Raw genomic sequence first — 18,331 nt, forward strand, 5'->3', positions numbered from 1 at the left:
GAGCGCTATTAGGTATATGTTTAGAGGGTTTTTACCCAAACCCTCTGCCGAAAAGAGCCAAAAGCTCGGAGTTGAGATGACCGAAGAAACAGTACAACAACCACCTAAGATTGAGTTTCCTTGCGCTGATTACCCAATCAAAATTATTGGCGACAATTGCGATAATTTTATTGAAGTCATTCTTGAAGTGATACAGCGCCATGCACCTGATCTTGATCCAGAGTCAGTTCGACGCCGTGACAGCAGTAAAGGCCGCTATTTATCAGTGCAAATCTGCATTGATGCACAGAGTGTAGAGCAGCTGGAAAATATTAATCGTGACTTGCGTGAGACCGGTATTGTGCGCATGGTGTTGTAATGCCTAGACCCATTGTTGTGCGCAATTTAGGCTGTATTGCCTACGAGCCGACGTGGCGCGCTATGCAGCATTTTACCCAGACACGCGATACTGACAGTGCTGATGAAATATGGCTATTAGAGCATCCGCGTGTCTTTACTCAGGGGCAAGCCGGTAAAGCTGAGCATGTTCTGGCAGCGGGCGATATTCCTATCGTACAGGTCGATCGTGGTGGTCAAGTGACGTACCATGGGCCGGGTCAGCTTGTTGCTTATATTTTGATTGATGTTCGTCGCTCAAAACAGAGCGTGCGCGACTTAGTCAGTGCTATGGAAGGCAGCCTAGTTGAGCTGCTGAGCCATTACGCCGTTGATGCGCAAGCACGAGTCGGTGCGCCAGGCGTTTATGTGGCTGATAAAAAAATCGCCTCCTTAGGCTTGCGCATTAGTCGCGGTTGTTCCTTTCACGGCTTAGCGCTCAATGTTGATATGGACTTGCAGCCCTTTTTGCGCATTAATCCGTGTGGCTATGCCGGGCTGCAGATGACCCAGTTGCGTGATGAAACGCAGCACCCCGTAGATATGACTGAAGTGAGTGCCCGCTTGCGTGATGCGCTCGTTTCAAACCTTAAATTCAGTGAATACACCACCCTTACCGATGGGATTGAATGCTATGAGTAATCAAGAGGTTCCAGTGAGCGCTAAACCTGCAAAAGTTGAAGCGGGCGTTAAATTGCGCGGTGCAGAAAAATTAGCACGTATCCCAGTAAAAGTGATTCCAAGCGTTGATGTTCTACGCAAACCTGATTGGATTCGTGTGCGTGTGCCGGTATCACCGCAAGTCGAAGGCATTAAACAAACCCTGCGTAAACATAAATTACACAGTGTCTGTGAAGAAGCATCGTGTCCAAACCTAGGCGAGTGTTTTTCAGCGGGTACTGCAACCTTTATGATTATGGGTGATATTTGTACCCGTCGTTGTCCCTTCTGTGATGTTGGACATGGTCGACCAAATCCTTTAGACGTTAATGAGCCGCATAACCTAGCAAAAGCGATTGCCGATATGAAGTTAAAGTACGTGGTGATTACCTCGGTCGACCGTGATGATTTGCGCGATGGCGGCGCTCAGCACTTTGCTGATTGTTTGCGTGAGATTCGGGCATTGTCGCCCACCGTACAGTTAGAAACATTAGTGCCTGATTACCGTGGCCGTATGGATATTGCCTTGGATATCACCGCCACTGAGCCACCGGATGTGTTCAATCATAACCTTGAAACAGTACCGCGTTTATATAAAGCGGCGCGCCCAGGTTCTGACTTTGAATGGTCTTTGGATTTGCTTGAGCGCTTTAAACAGCGTGTTCCGGGGGTACCAACCAAGTCTGGCTTGATGTTGGGCTTAGGTGAAACTGATCAAGAAGTGATTGAAGTGATGCAGCGCATGCGTGAGCATGACATTGATATGCTGACTTTAGGTCAGTACTTACAGCCGTCACGTGACCACATGGCGGTAGAGCGCTTTGTCCATCCCGATATCTTTGCTTGGTTTGCCGAAGAAGGGGCGAAGATGGGCTTTAAAAATGTAGCATCTGGGCCTTTGGTGCGCTCGTCGTATCATGCTGACCAGCAGGCGCATGAGCAATTAAAGTAAGTTTCAGTTGTCAAAAACCCGTATTGGTCGGTTAGGCCAATACGGGTTTTTTATTCAGCGCGAGCAGCAGATGTGTGCAGGTTTGAAATGCAGTTTAGCGCTCTAAGTATTGCAGTTTATCAGGAACACCGTCCCACTCTTCTGCATCTGGTAATGGGTCTTTCTTTTCGCTGATATTTGGCCAGATGTCAGCTAACTCTTGGTTTATTTCTATATATTCTTGCATATCTTCAGGCACTTCATCCTCTGCGAAAATAGCGCCAGCTGGGCACTCTGGCTCGCACAGCGCACAGTCAATGCACTCGTCAGGGTGAATAACCAAAAAGTTTGGTCCTTCATAGAAGCAGTCTACTGGGCAGACTTCCACGCAATCGGTGTACTTGCATTTAACGCAGTTATCAGTGACAACGAAGGTCATAACGAGTCATCTCCTAGGGCTGGTGACTTGCGCCCTATCTGCGTAGGGCTACAAGTAAAAAATAAGGCACTGTGTTGAAACAGTGCAATCAGTTAAAAAGTCAGTAATTCTAACAGTTTGCGCTAAGCAGCGTTAGATTTGCGTCTTCCAAGTATATAACAGATCAAGCGCCTGCTTTGGCGAGAGCTCATCTGGATTAATATCTTCTAATTCTAGCAGCAGGGGGTGCGGCTGCGTAGCAAATAAGTCACTTTGTATCGGTCGTTGTGTATCGCTAGGCGTCTTTTGTGCTTGCATCAAGCTAGTTTCCTCCAGTTGCTTGAGATGCTCACGGGCTCGATTAATCACCGCAGTCGGCACGCCGGCCAACTGGGCGACAGCTAAACCATAGCTTTGATTGGCTGGCCCACTGCGTACGTGATGCAAAAACACGATACGATCTTGGTGCTCTGTGGCCGTCAGGTGCACATTGGCAACGCTGCTTAAACGTTCGGGCAAAGAGGTCAGCTCAAAATAGTGCGTAGCAAATAATGTCCATGCTCTGAGTTCGGCCAATTGCTCGGCGGCGGCCCAAGCTAAAGATAAACCGTCAAAGGTGCTGGTGCCGCGTCCCACTTCATCCATGAGGACCAAGCTGTTGGCGCTGGCGTTGTGCAAGATGTTCGCTGTTTCGCTCATCTCCACCATAAAGGTTGAGCGCCCGCCGGCCAGATCATCACTAGAGCCGATGCGGGTGAAGATGCGATCGACCAGCGACAAAGCGCAATGCTGTGCCGGAACAAAGCTACCAATATGAGCCAGTAGCACAATCAGCGCTGTTTGCCGCATGTAGGTCGACTTACCTCCCATGTTTGGACCAGTAATGATCAGCATGCGGGTTTCATCATCCATTTCCACATCGTTGGCTACAAATGGCGTGGTCAATACATGCTCAACCACAAGGTGACGGCCTTGCTTGATATCCAGCAAGGGTTGTTCAGTAAACTCTGGACGGCATAAATCAAGGGTGAGCGCGCGTTCCGACAAATTACTGATCACATCCAGTTCAGCCAGTGCCGCTGCACTGTTTTGCAGGGGAGCGATTTGAGCGATGAGGATATCCAGCAGTTCATCATAGAGCTGCTTTTCACGGGCTAAGGCACGGCTTTTTGCTGACAGCGCTTTATCTTCAAAGGCTTTTAGCTCGGGAATAATAAAGCGTTCTGCGCCCTTGAGCGTTTGCCGGCGAATATATTCAGGTGGTGCATGCTCAGCCTGGCGGGTAGGAATCTCAATAAAATAGCCGTGCACACGGTTGTAACCCACTTTTAGGTTGGCCAGCCCAGTACGTTCTTTCTCACGGGTTTCTAGGTCAATTAAGAACTGACCCGCATTTTCACTGATAGTCAGTAGCTCATCCAGCTCAGAGTCGTAACCCAGCTTGAGGACACCGCCTTCACGAATCACTGCAGGTGGGTTGTCGATAATGGCACGGTTTAAGGTGTCAGACAGCTGCGGATAAACGCCGATAGCCTTGGCCAGCTCTTGAATGCGCTTAATATCAAGACTTGCCAGTACCTCTTGTAACGCAGGCAGGGCGTTTAGTGCATCGCGCAGGCGTGCTAAGTCTCGCGGTCGTGCACTGCGTAAACTGATTCGCGCTAAGATCCGTTCAATATCACCGATGTCTTTCAGTGCTGGCTGTACGCTTTCAAAGTGGTAATCATTGAGCAGGTAAGCAATCGCATCTTGGCGCGCTTCGAGCACCTTACGCTGACGTAGCGGGCGGTTGAGCCAGCGGCTGAGTAAGCGACTACCCATGCTGGTTTGGCAGCGATCAATCACTGATTGCAGAGTATTGTCACGCCCGCCGGAGAGATTTTTATCCAGCTCCAGATTGCGCCGAGTTGCGGCATCCAATACCACGGTTTCACTGATACGCTCATGAAACAGGCTGCGAATATGCGGCAGAGCGGTACGCTGTGTTTCTTTGGCGTAATTCAATAAACAACCGGCAGCACCAATGGCAAAGGACAGCTGATCACAGCCAAAGCCTTTCAGGTCTTGGGTGGCAAACTGCTGGCACAAGGCTTTAAAACCGCTGTCGTAATCAAAATCCCAGGGTGCACGGCGTTGCGTGCCGCGGCGTTTTTCCAGTGCGGCAGGTGCTGACCAGTCATCAGGAATTAACAGCTCGGCAGGATTGATGCGCTCAAGTTCAGCGAGCACGTTCTCTTCAGTGTGCAGTTCTTGCACGCTAAAACGTCCGCTGCTGATATCTAAAACAGCTAAGCCAAACAGGTTGTCTCTGCCCAGTAAAGCAGCGACAAGGTTATCGCGACGGTCATCCATTAAGGCTTCATCACTGACCGTGCCCGGTGTCAGGATGCGCACCACTTGCCGCTCAACAGGGCCTTTAAGCGTGGTGGCCGGATCACCGGTCTGTTCGCAAATGACTACCGATTCACCAAGGCTGACTAAACGCGCGAGGTAGCCTTCTGCTGCGTGGAAAGGAATACCCGCCATAGGGATAACGCTGCCGCCAGACTGCACGCGCGAGGTGAGGGTGATATCCAGCAATTGCGAGGCTTTTTTTGCATCGTCATAAAACAGTTCATAAAAATCACCCATGCGATAAAACATGATTTGATCAGGGTGTTGGTTTTTTAACCGCCAATACTGCTGCATCATCGGCGTATGCTGACTTAAATCTTTGGCACTCATAATGAACTGACTCAATAGCGTTGCAAAAAGCCTAGTCTAACGGATTGCGCAAAAAATTTATGCAGTGCACAGTGCCGCAGCAATAAAGCGTTGGTTAAGCATGGTAAATTTAAATCAATACAGATATACAACCACGCTGTACTGGTAGATAGGGGGTTGATATGAAAGATGAAGTTGATCCAGAGCTAGAGCAGGCAGGCGAGTTAGCCGATGACAGCTTGGCGTATGCCAAAGCTCAAGGCACCCAGCCTGTAGTGGATCCGCTGGCTGCTATCAAGGCTCTGCGTTTAGAGCAGTTGGCGGTGTGTCGCTTAAAATCAGAAGATGAAATGCAGGCGATGCGCGATGCGCTGCAGAAAAAATGAACACAGATGCAATACAGCCGTTTCTCAGAGCTCGTATGAAAGGGCGTAGTACTGAGTCGGCGTAAAAAAGCCCGCAACCTTAAACGGTCGCGGGCTTGATCAGGGTAGTAGCTTAACCTGCTTGTTTATTCGCCTTATTTAGACGTATAAAAGCGCTTAGGGCTTCTCCACGCTGCGACAAGGTCGGTGATACCTGCTTTTTCTATAATCTGCTTTGACGCTTGTATGGCATCTGCCACAACTTTATCTTGATCAACCTTGGTTGAGCGTCCATCAGCAACAATATGTTCGCCATCAACGACAACATGACACACATCCGAGCCACGTACTGAGCTGGTGAGGCTGCAAACTGCACGTGTCGCTGGCTGGTTGTGAGCACCGCGTAAATCGACAGATATAAAGTCGGCCAGCGCACCAGTTTTTAACACGCCGACATTTTTTCTTAGCATCTGACCACCGTTTCTACAGGCTAAATGCAGCATCAGTTCGGCACTGGTTGACTCTGCATCGTATTCACGCAAATGTTGCAGCATCTGGGCCGACTTCATCGCCTCAAACATATCGCTGCCAGCCACCGCAACACCGTCAGTGCCTAATGCAATATTGGCACCCGCTTCTAACAGCGGCCCTAGCTTTATGATGCCTGATGCCAAATATTGATTGGAAACGGGGTTGTGAATAATCGTTGACTTGGCGTTACCTAGCAGCTTGATTTCTTCGTCGTCGAGCCAAATACCATGGGCAAAGGTTGTTCTATCCGTTAAAAGGCCATTGTCATGCAACCAATTCACTGGGCGCTGACCGTACACAGACTCGTGAATTTCGACTTCAAACTGCGACTCACTCATATGCGCATGCCAACTGACATCATGCTTTACCGCTAATTCAAGGCTGGCTTGCATCAGTTCTTTATCGATATAAACAGTGTTGACAGGTGCGGGCCAGATCTGGACTAAGCTGTTTGCTGGCTGCTGTTGTAAACAATGCTCAGTGATTTCAAGCTCTTCTTTTGCTGAGTATTTAAAGAGGCGTTCATCACAATTCATGCGCACCCCGCCTTCAACCATAGGGCCGAAAATGCCGCGCGCAACTGCACCACGGATGCCGACGCGCTGCATGCTGTGGGCTACGGCAAGTGTTGTTTCAGCGTCCACTGGCGCATAGTGATTATCAACAACCGCAGTGGTGCCGGAGAGTGCTGAGTTCAGCGCTGCTAACTCAACAGCAGCCAACGCATGTTTAGAATCCACGGACGCTGCGAGTGGCAACATAAAGTTTGCCAGCCATGGCAGTAAAGACATGCCATCGCCTAAGGTGCGGCCTAACAGTTGAAACTGATGCGTATGGGCGTCAATCAGCCCTGGCATAATCACAGTGCCTGAGCAATCCACGGTGCGTTTTATATTTTGGCAGCGTGCGGCAACGTCAGAAGCAGGGCCGATAGCAGCAATTGTGTTGCCCACCACCGCAATTGCACCGTTGTAAATAACGGGTTCATCTTCATTTAATGTATACAGGTCTGCACCAGTAAAGAGTAAATCGACATTTTCTATTTTAGTCATCATATGTATATATCCTTTTAAAGCGTGACTTCTTCTCTATCTTTAGCGTTTTTTTCTGACGGGTAAGATTCTTTAGTCAGTAGGCCAGCAATCACCCCGATACCCACTGCATACACAAGCAGCATCATGGCTGACTGGTAATGCGCCAAAGAGGGTGCATCAGCATCGATACCTGTTGTGCCTGCGAGCACAGCCCAGATACCAACACCCGACAGTGCTAAGCCGGGGATCGCCATTAACACGCCCGACCAAAAAAACTGCATGGTATTTACAAATGCACTTGAGGTTCCGACCAGAGAATTGGGGACCAAGCTGCCGGCGATTGGGTAGTTCATTGCTGTACTGGCTGAGAATAGGCCGATAAAGAAGAATGAGGTTTTGTTGGCCATCGACGGGTCAAGAATGACATAAGCCAGTAGTGCTGCATGAAAAATAGCCGGAATGACAGCGAGTGGCTTGTTCATCTTAATTTTTTCAGACACCCATACCCACAGCGGACAACCGATCAGCATCCCTAAAAAAGTAAAGCTGGAAATGGCGACTGCTTCAAAAACAGACATGCCTGTAGCCGTTAAAAAGATAGGCCCCCAAACAAGTGACAAACTGAGGTGTGTGCCAAAAGTCATGCCGCCGTGTAGCGAGTTGATCCACAGATGAGGACGCACCGCAACATGCTTAAGGGAGTTTAATGAGCTGCTTAAAAAGTCTTTTGTGCCTGTCCATTTTGGTTTTACCAAATCAGGAAGACGTGGCTCACGCACAAAAAATAACATCAAAATAGAGATAATAAGAATGATGGCTGCAATCGCATTTAAGCTAAACGACCAACCGTAGTCTTCAACAATATAGCGTGTTACGTTTTGATTAAAGTATGAGCCCAGCGCACCCACACCCTGCACCAAACCAAACATAAAGCCAAAGCGTCCCCAGCCGAACCATTTACCACCTACCATTCCCGCGCCAACAAAGGCGAAGGCGTGACCGACTGCGATTAGCATATTTGAAAATATAAGTATTTCAAAAGAGCCTGCGTTAGCGTAAGCAAAACCACCAACAACAGAGAACAAGCTGACCCACGCTAAAATTCTGATACCAACTCTGTCTAGCACAGAGCCTGAGAATAATTGCAGTAGTGCAACGGCCCAAGTGTATGTGGTTCCCAAAATGCCGACTTGTGCTAAGGTGAGTGATAAATCATTTGCTATTGCAGTGCTGGTAACACCGTAAGCGGTTTGAAATGCAAATCCTGCAATCACAAAAAGCGTAGCTAATATCCAGACAAACCAAGCTCTTGGCCCACCTAAGCGATCGAAATTAGTCACATTAGATCTCCTTTGAGTTACTTATCCTGCAAATAAAACGAAAAACACAAACTGGTTTTGTTTTATTTGGTGTATATAAATTGAATGCGTTAGAACGTGGTAGGGTCAAAGTCGCCATACCAATAACAACTGAGGTACATTTTCAGTCGTGTTGGGGTCACCTTGCTTGTTGCGCCAATACTGATGCTCTATACCTACAAAAACTTTATCTGCATTGCCCCACAAGTGGCCAATATCAAAGCGTAGTTGTATTTGTGAGAGCCACCAAGCTTTGCGGTCATCAATACTCACACCTCGAATGCTTTGTTTGGCTCTATGCATGTATTCAATATGGCCTTCTAAGCTCCAACGGGTGTTGTCTATAGCAAACGGATAGGCCCAGCTAAAATCCAGCATGTAGGTGTCTTTTTCTTTAATAGATTGTTTTGTGCTGCTGTCTTGGATTCGCCCTGTAATGTCTAGCTGGGCAAAGTTAAAGCCAGGCAGATCAAACGCTAAGCGAACACCGGGCATGTAATACAGTGTTTCTATTTCTGGTGCGAAGTTAAACCCTGCAACTAAGCCTATATCATTGATTGGACCAAATTTTATGTCTTTACCAGTGATTTTGCCGAGGCTGAAATTCGAATAAAACTCGCCATATATTTCATCACCGGCTGAGTCGCCATTTAGAGAATCCACATCTGTTTTGCCATAATTTGAATGATCAAAGAAGAAAAAGTTATCGCCATACTTCCAGCCACTGTTGTGCTGGAGGGTGAGTACGGATGTACCGCCTGTTTCTGATGCGCTACCACCGCCTTGGTAGGCCTTTCTTAGGTTGCCGTACTGGTAGTGAAGTTCTGTCGTACTCCAGTCTGTAGAAAAAACTGTAGGTGTCGACAAAATAGAGGTGAGCATTATAGGTAAGACCATGAAAAGTTTTGACTGCATAAACTTAAACATTTTCATTGTTCCTGTGTTTGTTTAATATGTATTATATTTTTAAATATAAAGTCGTGTGGTGTGGTTTAAAGGATAACTGTTGTGCTTAATATTAAATTAGACTGTTATCTATATGATAAGTTCAGTATTTTATATGCTGCTTAATTTTAACATGCTTCACGCGTACTATCGGTAATAATTAATAGTGCTGATAAGTTTTATGATTTAAATCAGTTGAGTTGCGAAATTTTAATGATTTATAGACGGGACTATTAAGATAATGAGTATTAACTTGTAAAATATGTATGGCTTTATACGCATGGGCATATTAATTACCAATAGGGTGTGGACTGCTTATTTGTGGCCACTGGCAGGACGCGGCCGAACTGTTTACAGTGCGCAACTGTTAATGATGCGTTTATGGTATTGAAAATGAAGCAGCTGGTAAGGCTAAGTCTCGAAGATATGCATGAAATATGCTGTAGCGCTTTACGGGCTTGCGGGGCAAGCCAATTAAACACTGAGTCTATTGCCCGTGCTTTTGTGGCAGCAGAAGCAGACGGTATTGAAAATGTTGGCTTGAGCTACTTTCTGGATTATTTGCAGTGCCTGTGCAGCGGCAAAATCAACGCTAAAGCAGTACCTACAATGAGTCAAACAGGTGCCGGCAGCTTGATCGTAGACGGTGATGCTGGGGTGACCATGAGCGCCTTTGATTTGGCGTTCGAGGATTTCATAGATGCGGCTAAGACTAGCGGCATAGCGGCGCTGTCAGTGAAGAATGTGCATGCTTGCGGTGTGCTGGGTTACTTTGTAGAGCGCATAGCTGAGCGAGGTTTAGTGGGGCAGGCCTATGCCAATGCGCCGGCGATGGTTGCGCCTTTTGGCGGGATGTTGCCGTTTTTTGGTACCAATCCGCTGGCATTTGCAGTGCCCATCGCTGGGCGCGCACCTCTGGTGATAGATCAATCCACCTCGACAACGGCTTACGTCAATATCAGGGCGGCCGCCAATCGCAACGAGCCTATTCCAGAGCACTGGGCATTGAATGAATACGGGCAGCCCACAACTGACGCTAATGCTGCTTTGGCTGGAACTATCACCCCGTCGGGCGGCTATAAGGGCTCAAACTTAGCGATGATGGTTGATGTGATGTCAGCAGGATTAACCGGTTCAACCTGGTCGCATGCTGCGGGTTCTTTAACTGAAGGCAGTGAGCACTTGAATCTAGGTCAGTTCTTTGTTGCTATCGATCCGCTGCATTTTGCAGGTGAGGATTTTAGTTTACGCATGCAAGACTATATTCGCACTCTCGAGGAACAATACGGTGGATATATACCGGGTAGTTATCGCCTTGAGCAGCGGCGTATAAGTAAAAAACATGGTGTTGAGGTGGACCGAGAAATAGTCAAAAAAATTAATGACTATATTTCTCATCCTGTTTGTCGATAGTACAGCAGCTCACATTAGCTCGGTATAGATGCATTTATTAGGCGGGTTAAAAGCTTGGAGGGGTTTCGGGGTGGGTTGTCTAAGGTGCTTGGCTAGGCTGGTTAGAGGCTTGCAAAGCACAGGCTGTTCTTATTTGCTTGGCTCTATTTGTCGCTGCAAATAGACCAAAGCGGACTGGGTATGGACCGTGGGGAAGGGTTGGGTCGTCATTACTGAGAACCTATTTAGCTTGCAAATATCAAGCACTACAAAGAGTCGATTAGGCTGTAAGCCGCATAAACCCTCGATAATAGGCATAAAAAAGCCCCTAAATCCGAAAACTTAAGGGCTAAATAACTTGGTGCCTCGGGGGAGAATCGAACTCCCACGTTGTTACCAACGGCGGATTTTGAATCCGCTGCGTCTACCAATTCCGCCACCGAGGCATGGCGCGGAATTATAGAGATGCTTTGTACATCGGTCAAATGCTTTCGCATGGTCAGATGCAATTATTTCCGTTAAGCTTTGCGCCTTCTTATTAATGATCACGATTATGCGCGTTGCACATTTCCAATTTGATTTACCTGACGAGCTGATTGCTCGCTATCCGCTGGCTGAGCGTCGCGCCAGCCGCCTGCTCGTACTCGATGGCCCCAGCGGCGCTATTGCTCACCAGCAATTTACTGATTTGCTCGACTATTTACGCCCTGGCGATTTAATGGTGTTTAACAATACGCGAGTGATTCCTGCGCGCTTGTTTGCCAAAAAACGAACTGGCGGCAAGCTGGAGGTGCTGGTTGAGCGTGTGCTTGATACGGATCGCGTGCTGGCGCATGTGCGAGCCAGTAAAGCGCCGAAGGTGGGCAGCACAATTGAGTTAGACGGTGGCGCGCAAGCCACTTTATTAGCGCGCCACGACAGTTTGTTTGAATGGCAATTTTCTGAGCCGGTATTGCCGTTGCTTGAGCGTATTGGTCATATGCCGTTACCGCCGTATATGGAGCGTGCTGATGAGCAGGGTGATCGTGAGCGCTACCAAACTGTTTATTCTGAGCATGCAGGTGCAGTTGCCGCGCCGACCGCAGGGTTGCATTTTGATGATCAATTAATGGCAAGTATTCGTGATATAGGCGTAGAGACAGCCTTTGTTACTCTGCATGTGGGGGCGGGCACCTTTCAGCCCGTGCGCGTAGATAAGCTCGAAGATCACAAAATGCACCATGAGTGGCTTGAAGTCTCGCAAGAGGTAGTTAATGCGGTGGCGGCCTGTAAAGCGCGCGGTGGTCGTGTGATTGCGGTGGGTACCACCAGCGTGCGCTCTTTAGAAAGCGCTGCGCAAGCAACCGGTGAGTTGCAGGCTTTTGCTGGCGACACGGATATCTTTTTATACCCAGGACGTCCGTTTCATGTGGTGGATGCACTGGTGACCAATTTTCACTTATCCGAATCAACCTTATTAATGTTGGTGGCTGCCTTTGCTGGTTATCCAGAAATTATGGATGCCTATCGCAGCGCTGTGGAACACAAATATCGGTTTTTCAGTTATGGCGATGCCATGTTTATTACGCGCAATCCACAGCCGCGCAGTCCTGAGGAGTGATGCATGTCTTTTATGCAGTTTGATTTGTTAGCGAGTGATGGTCGTGCACGGCGTGGTCGGCTGACGTTTCCGCGTGGCGTAGTAGAAACACCCGCATTTATGCCAGTAGGCACCTACGGTACGGTTAAAGGGATGTTGCCGCGCGACATTGAAGCCATTGGCGCGCATATGATTTTAGGTAATACCTTTCATCTCTGGCTGCGCCCTGGCACCAAGGTGATTCAAGAGCATGGCGACTTGCACAACTTTATGCAGTGGCAAGGTCCAATTTTGACGGATTCCGGTGGTTTCCAAGTGTTTAGTTTGGGTGCGATGCGAAAAATTAAGGAGGAAGGCGTGTACTTCTCTTCTCCGGTTGATGGTGCCAAGGTGTTTATGGGGCCAGAAGAGTCCATGCAAGTGCAGCGTGAGCTGGGCTCGGATGTGGTGATGATTTTTGATGAATGCACACCCTATCCTGCGGATCTTGAAACCGCAGAGAAATCCATGGAGTTGTCGCTGCGCTGGGCTAAGCGTTCGAAAATTGCCCACGGTGATAATCCGTCAGCCTTGTTTGGTATTGTTCAGGGTGGCATGCACGAAGAGCTACGCTTGCGCTCTTTAGAAGGCTTATGCGAGATCGGCTTTGATGGTTTAGCCATTGGTGGTTTATCGGTGGGTGAACCTAAAGAAGATATGATTCGTATCTTGGATTTCTTACCACCGCACATGCCGCCAGAGAAACCGCGCTATTTAATGGGTGTGGGCAAGCCTGAAGACTTAGTAGAAGGCGTGCGTCGCGGTATTGATATGTTTGACTGTGTAATGCCGACGCGTAATGCACGCAATGGTCATTTGTTTATCGAGACTGGGGTGATTAAGATTCGTAATGCCGTGCACCGTCACGATACCGGCCCCTTGGATGCGGATTGTGACTGCTATACGTGCCAGCACTTTTCTCGTGCCTATTTGCATCATTTAGATAAGTGTGGAGAAATGCTAGGCAGTATGCTCAATACCATACATAATTTGCATCATTATCAACGCTTAATGGCGGGTTTACGAGAGGCTATCCAACAAGGTACATTGGGTGACTTTGTTGATGGGTTTTACGCGCGACGTGGCTTACCTACGCCGCCACTTAATTAAATAACGGACACTAATGTCTTTTTGTAATGGGAGTTGTTCATGAATTTCTTTATATCTGCTGCTTATGCTGATACCGCTGCTGGTGCGCCTCCAGGTGGCGAGTACATGCAGTTTATTTTGCTGGCTGGTTTTTTGGTCATTTTCTACATGATGATCTGGCGTCCACAAGCCAAGCGTGCCAAAGAGCACCGCAATTTGGTCAGTGGTTTGCAAAAAGGTGATGAAGTTGTGACCAGTGGTGGTATTGCTGGACGTGTAACCAAAGTTAGCGATGACTTTTTAGTGCTTGAAGCTTCAGATACTGTTGAGTTGAAAATTCAAAAAAGTGCAGTGGTTGCAGCATTACCTAAAGGCACGATAAAAGCGATCTAAGTTCGTCGTGTGCTGGGCAGTTGTATTGCAGGGTCGCTGATTAATAGCACCTCGTGATGCGCTGCCCTATTTGCGTTATATTCGATTAGTTTTGGCTGAGTCATTTCGGCCACATAAGCGGGCGGTGTCATGCTCAACAAGTATCCATTGTGGAAGTATCTGCTGATCGTAGCGATTCTATCCATCAGTTTTATTTACTCTGCGCCAAACCTTTTTCCGGATGATCCAGCGATTCAGGTGACGGGCGCCAGTAGCGCATTACAAATTGAACAAACAGATCTTGATCGCGCCACAGCAGCGTTAACCGCGGCAGGTATTGGTGTGAAAAGTGCTGCTCTGGAAGCGCGAGGCGGCCTTGTGCGGTTGCTGCATCGCGATGATCAGCTGCCTGCCAAAGATGTGGTGCGTAAGGCTCTAGGTGATGAGTACGTCGTTGCATTGAACCTGGCCGCGACAACACCTGAATGGTTACGCAGCCTAGCGGCCAGCCCAATGAAGCTGGGTCTGGACTTGTCCGGTGGTGTGCACTTCTTGCTTGAAGTGGATATGGAAAAAGCCATTACTGCTCGCCTGAAAATGCATGAAGGCGAAGTGAAAACCCTTTTACGCAAAGAACGTGTACGCTACCGCAGCTTGCCGGGTATCGATAATGGTTTTCAGTTGGGCTTTGATGATGCAGCCACTTTAAATCAGGCGCGCGCGTTGGTGCGTAAAGATTTTACTGATTTTGAGATGACCACCGCCGAGCGCAATGACAAGCCAGTCTTGCTGTTAACCTTGCTGCCAAACAAGATCAGTGAAATACGCGAGTACTCAATCAAGCAAAACTTAACCACGGTTCGTAATCGAGTCAATGAGTTGGGTGTGGCTGAGCCACTGGTGCAGCGCCAAGGTGCTAACCGCATCGTAGTTGAGTTACCCGGTGTGCAAGATACGGCTGAAGCCAAGCGTATTTTGGGTAAAACCGCCAACCTTGAGTTTCGCTTAGCAGCCGCTGCTGATGCGCCGCGCGCCACCACAGAAATGTATGAGTTCCGTGAGGAAGGCCGCCCGCCGGTCGCCTTGGAGCGCAGCATCATCATTACTGGTGATCAGGTGACTGATGCGCAGGCCAGCTTTGATGAGAATGGCCGTCAACAGGTTAATATCCGTCTTGATGGTCATGGTGGCGAGTTAATGAACCGTGCCACCCGTAATGATATTGGTCGCAGTATGGCGGTGATCTTTATCGAGCAGCGTCCGACCACGCGTTATGTGCGTGAGATGGTGGACGGTGTCGAAACAGAAGTGCCGGTGCAAACCTTTAAAGAAGAAAAGCGTGTGATCAGTCTGGCGACGATTCAATCAGCTTTGGGCAGTCAGTTCCGTATTACCGGGTTGGATGGTCAGGGTGAGTCGTCTGAGCTGGCGCTGCTGTTGCGTGCGGGTGGTCTTGCCGCGCCGATGTACTTTGTTGAAGAACGTACCATTGGCCCAAGTTTAGGTGCTGAGAATATTGAGCTGGGTGTGCAGGCGGCCTTATGGGGCTTCTTGTTTGTGGCAATCTTTATTGTCTTGATTTACAGGCTTTTTGGTGTCCTGGCTGTCGTGGCGTTAAGTCTGAACATGGTCAATTTGCTCGCAATGATGTCATTACTAGGGGCGACGCTAACTCTGCCAGGTATTGCCGGTATCGTCTTGACCATGGGTATGGCGGTGGATGCTAACGTGCTGATTTTCTCACGTATTCGCGAGGAAATAGCCAATGGTATGTCGCCACAGCGTGCCATCCATGAAGGCTTTGATAAAGCTTACTCGGCGATTATTGACGGTAACCTGACTACGTTATTAGTGGGTGCCATCCTCTTTGCGATGGGCACTGGGCCCATTAAAGGCTTTGCGGTGACCTTATCGCTGGGCATCATTACCTCAATGTTCACTGCAATTATGGTGACACGTGCCATGGTTAACCTGATGTATGGTGGCCGTGACGTCAAGAAGCTGTGGATTTAAGGATATGGCAAGCATGAAACGAGTAATTAACTTTATGAGCGTGCGCCATCTGGCGTTCGTCTTAAGCTTGATAATGATCCTTGCGTCGCTGGGCAGTTTGGCTGTTAAGGGTCTTAACTTTGGTTTGGACTTTACTGGCGGTACGCTGATCGAGCTCAATTATGAGCAAGCAGCGGATTTAAATAAGATTCGCAACCAGCTACAAGAGGGTGGTTACCCAGATGCTGTAGTGCAGAGCTTTGGTGCCGTCAATGATGTATTGGTGCGCATGCCAGGTGATGATCCTGAGTTGGGCAATAAGGTTGCTGATGTATTGCGCCAAGATGCGGCTAGCCAAATGACAATTAAGCGTGTTGAGTTTGTCGGCCCTGCGGTCGGTGAAGAACTGCGTGATCAGGGTGGCTTGGGCATGCTGTTGGCGCTGGCAGGAATCTTGGTGTACCTAGGCTTTCGCTTTCAGTGGAAGTTTGGTATCGGCGCAATCGTCGGTTTATTCCACGATGTTATTATCACTTTGGGGGTGTTCTCTTACTTTCAGCTCACTTTTGATCTGACTGTATTGGCTGCAATTTTGGCGATTATTGGTTACTCGCTCAACGATACCATTGTGGTATTTGACCGTATTCGTGAGAACTTTCGTTTTTTACGTAATACTTCATTGATCGATAATATCAATATTTCGACGACACAGACGCTGCTGCGAACCTTAGCGACCTCGATTTCGACTTTATTGGCTGTTGGATCATTGCTCGCATTTGGAGGTGATAATCTCTGGGGCTTTGCTTTTGCGCTGTTTATCGGTATCACTGCAGGTACCTATTCGTCAGTGTATATTGCCAGCATTTTCTTGATCTGGTTAAAACTGACCGTAGAGGATTTGATCCCGCCTGTGAGTACTGAAGAAGTTGATGAGACGCCTTAAAGTAACAAGGTAAGTAGAACGCTTCAATTCTGAGAGGTGCGTCTAAGTATTACAATTAAGCCGTGCAGGTGGGAACTTGCATGGCTTAATTGTTTCCAAGAAACGGTAAACAATCGTTACTTGAGAGAATGATAATGAACAAATCGATGTTGATTGGTGGCGTGTTGGGTGCAGTCGCTGTAACTGCGGGTGGTGCTTTTGCAACCTATAACCTAATGAGTGGGCCCAGCTATGCAGAGGTCGTGGCTGTTAAAGCGGTTAAAGAAACTGTAAAAACACCGCGCCAAGAATGCCGTGATGTAACGGTAACTAAACGTAAGCCGATTAAAGATAACAATCGTATTGTTGGAACTGCAGTGGGTGCTGTCGTTGGTGGTTTATTAGGTAATCAAGTTGGCGGTGGCAGCGGCAAAAAAGTGGCGACAGTGGCAGGTGCGGTAGGTGGCGGTTATGCGGGTAATAAAACCCAGGAGCATCTCCAGCAAAACAATACTTACACCACCACGGAGCGTCGTTGTAATACGGAATATGATATCAGCGAGAAAATTGCTGGTTACGACGTCAGTTATGAATTGGATGGTAAAGTGCGCACGATCCGTATGGATGAAGATCCAGGCCGTCGTTTGCAGCTTGATGAGCAAGGTCGAGTGATCTTGGAGCGAGTCGCTTTGTAGTCCGTACGCAGCTGAGTTGAGTTCAATAAAAAAGCGCTCCTAAATTTAGGGGCGCTTTTTTATGGTCGTTTGATTAAAAGGTTTATTTAAAGCTTTGCGGTACAAAAGGCTGAATGGTTGTCAGCACTGCTTTAAAACACTTAGGACCGCCAGCAACAATGTGGCCACTATCTAAAAAGTTATGGTCGCCATTAAAATCGCTGACTAAACCGCCGGCCTCTTGAATTAAGAGTACGCCTGCAGCCATATCCCATTCAGATAAGCCGTACTCCCAAAAAGCATCGTAGCGACCTGCAGCAACATAAGCGAGATCTAGGCTTGCAGCACCTGCGCGACGAATGCCGGCCGACTGCACAGCGAGGTCTTTAAACATCGACATGTAGTTGTCCATATGTGCAATCTGACCTTCACGGAATGGAAAACCAGTTGCCAGTAGCGCATTGTCTAAGGTTTTACGCTTGCTAACGCGTATGCGACGTCCATTGAAGGCAGCGCCACGGCCGCGGCTGGCGGTAAACTCTTCTTGACGAATAGGGTCGATAATGACTGCGTGCTCAAGACGGCCACGGTATTTGCATGCAATGCTGACAGCAAAGTGGGGTACGCCGTGAATAAAGTTAGTGGTGCCGTCAAGTGGGTCAATGATCCACTCGTAATCAGCGCCTTCGCCTTTTCCGGCGATGCGACCACTTTCTTCGGCATTGATGCCGTGATCTGGGTGAGCTTTATGAATGGCGCTAATAATCGCCTGCTCAGCGGAGCGATCAATCTCGGTGACGTAATCTTTTGCGTCTTTCTCACTGACCGAGATCGTATCTAAGCGCTCAATTGAACGCACAATTAATTCACCCGCACTGCGAGCAGCGCGCAGCGCGATATTCAGCATAGGCTGCATGGAAAGTCACCGGAGGTTGTTAAAGAAGATTGCAAA

Annotated in this window: 17 protein-coding genes and 1 tRNA gene; 11 read left to right on the forward strand and 7 right to left on the reverse strand. The window is 48.3% G+C overall.

The genetic code is table 11. The annotated features are described in order from the left end of the window. The first annotated feature begins 76 nt into the window (after nt 1–76). The 3 genes from FXF61_RS03770 to lipA are packed head-to-tail and all read left to right on the forward strand — an operon-like array spanning nt 77 to nt 1,987. Nucleotides 77–358, forward strand: a complete 282-nt coding sequence (locus FXF61_RS03770) for a DUF493 domain-containing protein (RefSeq protein WP_151184002.1) — start codon at nt 77–79, stop codon at nt 356–358. Beyond that, nucleotides 358–1,017, forward strand: coding sequence for a lipoyl(octanoyl) transferase LipB (lipB, locus tag FXF61_RS03775; RefSeq protein WP_151184003.1), 660 nt, complete (start codon nt 358–360; stop codon nt 1,015–1,017). The genes FXF61_RS03770 and lipB overlap by 1 nt, the downstream gene beginning before the upstream one ends. Beyond that, nucleotides 1,010–1,987, forward strand: coding sequence for a lipoyl synthase (gene lipA, locus FXF61_RS03780; RefSeq protein ID WP_151184004.1), 978 nt, complete (start codon nt 1,010–1,012; stop codon nt 1,985–1,987). Before lipB ends, lipA begins: the two co-directional genes overlap by 8 nt. 94 nt (nt 1,988–2,081) lie before the next feature. On the opposite strand, the gene fdxA is transcribed toward lipA, so the two are convergent. Together fdxA and mutS are read right to left on the reverse strand one after the other, a co-directional pair. After that, on the reverse strand, nt 2,082–2,405 hold the full coding sequence (gene fdxA / locus FXF61_RS03785) for a ferredoxin FdxA (protein WP_151184005.1): 324 nt from the start codon (nt 2,403–2,405) through the stop codon (nt 2,082–2,084). 132 nt (nt 2,406–2,537) lie between these two features. Beyond that, nucleotides 2,538–5,108 (reverse strand): DNA mismatch repair protein MutS, encoded by a 2,571-nt coding sequence (gene mutS / locus FXF61_RS03790; RefSeq protein WP_151184006.1) that lies wholly within the window; start codon nt 5,106–5,108, stop codon nt 2,538–2,540. A 161-nt stretch (nt 5,109–5,269) separates the two neighbouring features. On the opposite strand from mutS, the gene FXF61_RS03795 reads away from it, so the two are divergent. After that, complete coding sequence (locus FXF61_RS03795; protein WP_151184007.1) at nt 5,270–5,473, forward strand: hypothetical protein; 204 nt, start codon at nt 5,270–5,272, stop codon at nt 5,471–5,473. 134 nt (nt 5,474–5,607) lie between these two features. On the opposite strand, the gene FXF61_RS03800 is transcribed toward FXF61_RS03795, so the two are convergent. The 3 genes from FXF61_RS03800 to FXF61_RS03810 form a co-directional block, all read right to left on the reverse strand. Then, complete coding sequence (locus tag FXF61_RS03800) at nt 5,608–7,038, reverse strand: amidohydrolase family protein (RefSeq protein WP_151184008.1); 1,431 nt, start codon at nt 7,036–7,038, stop codon at nt 5,608–5,610. A 14-nt stretch (nt 7,039–7,052) separates the two neighbouring features. Further along, nucleotides 7,053–8,357, reverse strand: coding sequence for a nitrate/nitrite transporter (locus FXF61_RS03805; RefSeq protein WP_151184009.1), 1,305 nt, complete (start codon nt 8,355–8,357; stop codon nt 7,053–7,055). 105 nt (nt 8,358–8,462) lie between these two features. Further along, nucleotides 8,463–9,257, reverse strand: coding sequence for an outer membrane protein OmpK (locus FXF61_RS03810; protein WP_178087260.1), 795 nt, complete (start codon nt 9,255–9,257; stop codon nt 8,463–8,465). 456 nt (nt 9,258–9,713) lie between these two features. On the opposite strand from FXF61_RS03810, the gene FXF61_RS03815 reads away from it, so the two are divergent. Then, a complete protein-coding gene (locus FXF61_RS03815) occupies nt 9,714–10,733 on the forward strand; it encodes an Ldh family oxidoreductase (RefSeq protein WP_178087261.1) in 1,020 nt (339 codons plus the stop codon). Nucleotides 10,734–11,071: 338 nt separating this feature from the next. Here FXF61_RS03815 and FXF61_RS03820 read toward each other — a convergent pair. After that, nucleotides 11,072–11,158: transfer RNA gene (locus tag FXF61_RS03820), tRNA-Leu, on the reverse strand. Between the two features lie 107 nt (nt 11,159–11,265). Between FXF61_RS03820 and queA the strand changes: the two genes are divergently transcribed. The 6 genes from queA to FXF61_RS03850 all read left to right on the forward strand — a co-directional run bounded on the left by queA (nt 11,266) and on the right by FXF61_RS03850 (nt 17,400). Continuing rightward, complete coding sequence (queA, locus tag FXF61_RS03825) at nt 11,266–12,312, forward strand: tRNA preQ1(34) S-adenosylmethionine ribosyltransferase-isomerase QueA (RefSeq protein WP_151184012.1); 1,047 nt, start codon at nt 11,266–11,268, stop codon at nt 12,310–12,312. 12 nt (nt 12,313–12,324) lie between these two features. Beyond that, nucleotides 12,325–13,440, forward strand: coding sequence for a tRNA guanosine(34) transglycosylase Tgt (gene tgt, locus FXF61_RS03830; RefSeq protein ID WP_151185999.1), 1,116 nt, complete (start codon nt 12,325–12,327; stop codon nt 13,438–13,440). Nucleotides 13,441–13,479: 39 nt separating this feature from the next. Then, nucleotides 13,480–13,812: a preprotein translocase subunit YajC gene (gene yajC, locus FXF61_RS03835; RefSeq protein ID WP_151184013.1), complete on the forward strand. Its 333-nt coding sequence runs from the start codon at nt 13,480–13,482 to the stop codon at nt 13,810–13,812. Nucleotides 13,813–13,941: 129 nt separating this feature from the next. Then, on the forward strand, nt 13,942–15,804 hold the full coding sequence (secD, locus tag FXF61_RS03840) for a protein translocase subunit SecD (RefSeq protein WP_151184014.1): 1,863 nt from the start codon (nt 13,942–13,944) through the stop codon (nt 15,802–15,804). A gap of 13 nt (nt 15,805–15,817) precedes the next feature. Next, a complete protein-coding gene (secF, locus tag FXF61_RS03845) occupies nt 15,818–16,726 on the forward strand; it encodes a protein translocase subunit SecF (protein WP_151184015.1) in 909 nt (302 codons plus the stop codon). Between the two features lie 134 nt (nt 16,727–16,860). Further along, nucleotides 16,861–17,400 (forward strand): glycine zipper 2TM domain-containing protein, encoded by a 540-nt coding sequence (locus FXF61_RS03850; RefSeq protein ID WP_151184016.1) that lies wholly within the window; start codon nt 16,861–16,863, stop codon nt 17,398–17,400. 82 nt (nt 17,401–17,482) lie between these two features. Here FXF61_RS03850 and FXF61_RS03855 read toward each other — a convergent pair whose 3' ends face one another. Beyond that, nucleotides 17,483–18,295 carry an inositol monophosphatase family protein gene (locus FXF61_RS03855; protein ID WP_151184017.1) on the reverse strand — a complete coding sequence of 271 codons (813 nt, stop codon included), beginning with the start codon at nt 18,293–18,295 and terminating at the stop codon, nt 17,483–17,485. Nucleotides 18,296–18,331 lie beyond the last annotated feature (36 nt).

It is taken from the genome of Pseudomonas sp. C27(2019) (genome assembly GCF_008807395.1).
Classification (GTDB): domain Bacteria; phylum Pseudomonadota; class Gammaproteobacteria; order Pseudomonadales; family Pseudomonadaceae; genus Denitrificimonas.